The sequence below is a fragment of the Moorena sp. SIO2C4 genome, from assembly GCF_010672485.1.
Taxonomy (GTDB): domain Bacteria; phylum Cyanobacteriota; class Cyanobacteriia; order Cyanobacteriales; family Coleofasciculaceae; genus Moorena; species Moorena producens.
The window spans coordinates 1-2,919 of sequence record NZ_JAAHGN010000971.1 but is presented as its reverse complement, the minus strand read 5'-3'; the positions used below and the strand labels follow the sequence as shown (position 1 = coordinate 2,919).

4 protein-coding genes are annotated in these 2,919 nt (G+C 43.0%); 3 read left to right on the top strand and 1 reads right to left on the bottom strand.

Going from position 1 to position 2,919, the window contains the following annotated elements; all coding sequences use genetic code 11:
• Window positions 1–191: 191 nt before the first annotated feature.
• Window positions 192–368: a hypothetical protein gene (locus tag F6K20_RS32250; protein ID WP_287297484.1), complete on the top strand. Its 177-nt coding sequence runs from the start codon at window positions 192–194 to the stop codon at window positions 366–368.
• Here the strand turns inward: F6K20_RS32250 and F6K20_RS32245 are convergent.
• Window positions 356–667: a DUF433 domain-containing protein gene (locus F6K20_RS32245; RefSeq protein ID WP_044494655.1), complete on the bottom strand. Its 312-nt coding sequence runs from the start codon at window positions 665–667 to the stop codon at window positions 356–358. The genes F6K20_RS32250 and F6K20_RS32245 overlap by 13 nt on opposite strands.
• A gap of 242 nt (window positions 668–909) precedes the next feature.
• Here F6K20_RS32245 and F6K20_RS32240 point away from each other — a divergent pair, with 242 nt between their 5' ends.
• Both F6K20_RS32240 and mgsA read left to right on the top strand, forming a co-directional pair.
• Window positions 910–1,566: a hypothetical protein gene (locus F6K20_RS32240; RefSeq protein WP_008188049.1), complete on the top strand. Its 657-nt coding sequence runs from the start codon at window positions 910–912 to the stop codon at window positions 1,564–1,566.
• Between the two features lie 850 nt (window positions 1,567–2,416).
• Window positions 2,417–2,919 (top strand): methylglyoxal synthase (gene mgsA, locus F6K20_RS32235; RefSeq protein WP_287297482.1); only part of this gene is annotated, 503 nt, incomplete at its 3' end.

The window sequence follows — 2,919 nt, the reverse complement described above, 5'->3', positions numbered from 1 at the left end:
TGTCGGTAGTGGGGAATCGGGAGTCGGGAGTGGGGAGTGGGGAGTGGGGAGTGGGGAATCGGGAATCGGGAATCGGGAATCGGGAATCGGGAATCGGGAGTCGGGAGTGGTGAATCGGGAGTAGGAATAACAAAATTGAATTTACCTAATAATTGAATCGTGGGGTGTTTTTGAATTTTGAATTGATAATTTTGAATGGTCGCGAAGCGATTGACCAAGGGAAATCACAGAAATCAAACCCAAACTTTCAGCAGATGGCATTGCTAACACTTTCATCCAAATGGAATCGGATCTGTCTTGATGCAGTCGCTCATGGGGGGGACCCCCAAGACCGCGCTGCATCGCTTTTTGGTCATTACCGATTCTGAGGTTTTTGCTGTAATAGAGACGGTGTTTGAGCTTGTACCGTTTGTACAAAGGCAACTCCTGCCTCAATATCCTGTCTGATTTCTTCTTTATGGTCGTGGTAGTAAGCCAGTGCTGCATAGACATCTGACATGGTAATGCTAGGATGGCGATAGAGAATTTCATCCGGTGACATTCCCATGCTTTCGTGGCAGATGACAATATCTTGAACTCGAATCCGATGTCCGGCAATCCGAGGTTTCCCGCCACAAACCCCCGGAGTGATTTCAATATGTTCTGAGATTGTTGGAATGGTTGTCATTGGGAGAGTTCATAAACGTCACTAAAAGAAGCGTTACCTTACGGTAGTATTATTATTGAATAGCACACTTTGCCTTCTGTTTGCGTTCGCATTCAAAGTATAGCATTTCAGCAAATAGTTAAAAAAAATAGTTAAAAAATCCAATAAGCCCGTTTTTCCTAGTAATCAAGTACACAATATTTTACCCCCGATTCCCGATTCCCGATTCCCTACTCCCGATTCCCTACTCCCTTCCCTAGATCATGTCTTACCGTCAATTTACTATTCAAAAAGTAGTCAAGGATTTTGACTTAACTTTAATCGAACAAGGGAATATTTTTGAAAGCGATTGGCCTACGGCCACGCTACGCGAACGCGTAATTTCTCCTAGTCCTTATTTAGCGGAATTTATCACCCAAAATTACCAACTGGCCATCGCACTAAATACTGAAAAAGCCCGATCAGAACTCTTGATATGTCCAGTGTTACTGGCAGTTAGAGAATTCCATCAATACCAGATTAGCTTGTTTTCTGGGGAAGAGTTTAATGTTGACCCAGAAGTAGGATTAAATGGCACCTGTGATTTTATTATTAGTCTGTCACCGGAACAGTTATTTATTAAAGCCCCGGTAGCCATTATTATAGAAGCTAAAAAAGAAGACCTGAAAGGGGGGTTAGGACAATGTATCGCCGCGATGGTAGCAGCTGGTCGGTTTAACCAACAGGAGAATAATAGTAACGGTAATGCGTTCGCGGAGCGTGGCCTACGGCCAATCGCAACGGTTTACGGTGCCGTAACCACTGGGACTCTATGGCGATTTCTGAAATTGGAGGAAAAAACAGTAACCCTCGATCTCGCCGAATATTTACTCCCTCCCATCGAACCTATTCTAGGGAAATTGGTGCAGATGGTGGAATAGGATTAGGACTTATATCAATTCTGTTCCCATACCCCCCTTATCCCCATAGCCCTAGATTCCTGGCATAAAAAGATTTGGTCGATTTTAATAAAGGGGTAATGACCAAGCGGATTTGGTATTATATCAATTGGGAAGATGGGCAAGTGTCGGGAGATAGGGAGATGGGGAATAGTATTTATTTTTCTATAGTTTTTCCTAGTCTAATCAGGTACATCATATAAATATTTTTCCCTGCTCCGAAGCTCCGTTCGCGTTCGCGCAGCGTCTGGCTCTGCCAGTAAGCGTGGCCCACGGCCTTAGCTCCCTGCTCCCTAAAACCTAGAAAAAAGCCAAAAAAATGGGGAAGAAAAAGTTAGTAAAAACCTTCCCCTCAAGGAAAAGCTAAAGACTAGAAGATGAAAAAACTAGAATATCAAAAAAAATCTGATCACATCTAACCCTAGCATAAACTAATTTAAAATGTCAATGGTTTTTTTGTAAATTTTTATGTTTAGGCTTGTATTTTTATCTAGGAATGTTAATATTTTTATACCAAGTTGCATTCAAAGATATAGCAGAAGTCAGAAGTCAGAAGTCAGAAGTCAGAAGTTAAACTCAAGCCAAACTGTAGTTTGAGACTTTTGTCATGTCCTAATTACCCTGGCGACTGCTATAGTAGATTGCTGGGATAGGGAGATAGGGAGATAGGGAGATTTGGGAAAGAGAAAGTTGTACCTTTGACCGCAACTTAGTATCGAGTTATCCATAGCTTAACTACACAACTGGAATAAACGCTTTAGAATGACGTAAATACTGGGTCATTTGCCCATTGGCCTTTGAGAATTTTGGTTTTGAGTTCCGGTACAGTAGTATGCCTGCAACTATTGCCCTGATTGCCCACGACAACAAGAAAAATGATATAGTGGCATTTGTCAAGCGCCACCACATCGTTTTCTCTCGCTACACCTTAATTGCTACAGGGAACACAGGGAAACAAATTCAAAACTCCACTGGCTTACCTGTTGATTGCTTACTCCCTGGTCCTATCGGTGGAGATGCCCAGTTGTTTGCAGCGGTGGCGGAGGGAAAGGTCTGTGCTGTGTTTTTCTTCATCGATGCACTCCATGCTAAATCCCATGAACCTGATATTCAGGCTCTCTTACGGATTTGTGATGTCCATGATGTAGCGATCGCCACCAACTTAGCTACAGGAGAACTGGTCATCAGTGCCCTAGCGCGGACCCAAGTGGCTCACCTTATTTTTAATCCAGTGGCCGGTCAAGGAGACTCCGATCATGAATTGACCATTATTGAAAACATGCTGGGTGGCCATTTCAATCTCCATATCCATCAAACTACTCTAGAAATTACGGA